The sequence below is a fragment of the Vibrio sp. 2033 genome, from assembly GCF_033339735.1.
On sequence record NZ_JAWOVC010000638.1, the window covers coordinates 1 to 568 of the forward strand.

The 568-nt window shown below is 46.8% G+C and carries 1 protein-coding gene; it reads right to left on the bottom strand.

Features of this window, described 5'->3' with window-relative positions:
- The coding region (locus tag R7P74_RS28220) for a molybdopterin-dependent oxidoreductase (RefSeq protein WP_318123987.1) at positions 1–568 on the bottom strand (568 nt) is incomplete at both ends.

Sequence of the window (568 nt, forward strand, 5' to 3'; positions counted from 1 at the left end):
TAGCGATTTTACCGGTTAGAAGGTGGATGTTGTAAACCAAGTTGTTCATCCACACGCCGCGAGTATGTTGGTTCATACCCATTGTCCAAAGTGACATTACTTTCGTGTTTGGATCGGCGTATTGCTTCGCAAGCTCAATCAGTTTTTCTTTCTCAACACCCGAGATCTCAGACGCTTTCTCAACCGTGTATGGCGCTACAGACTTCTTGTACTCTTCGAAAGAGATTGACGTCAGTTTGCCTGAGTTAGGGTTTTTCGCCGCTTTTTGTAGCGGGTCGTCGTCACGCAGACCGTAACCGATGTCGGTGTCTGCTTGAGTAAAGTTCGTGTGCTTGTTCACGAAATCCCAGTTTACTGCATCGTTTTCGATGATGTAGTTCGCGATAAAGTTAGCAATCGCAAGGTCAGACTGTGGGTTAAAAATGTAGCCGTGATCTGCCAACTCGAATGAACGGTGGTAGTAAGTTGAAAGTACGTTTACGCGAACATGAGGGTGGCTCAGGCGACGGTCAGTAATACGAGTCCATAATACTGGGTGCATTTCTGCCATGTTCGAACCCCAAAGCAC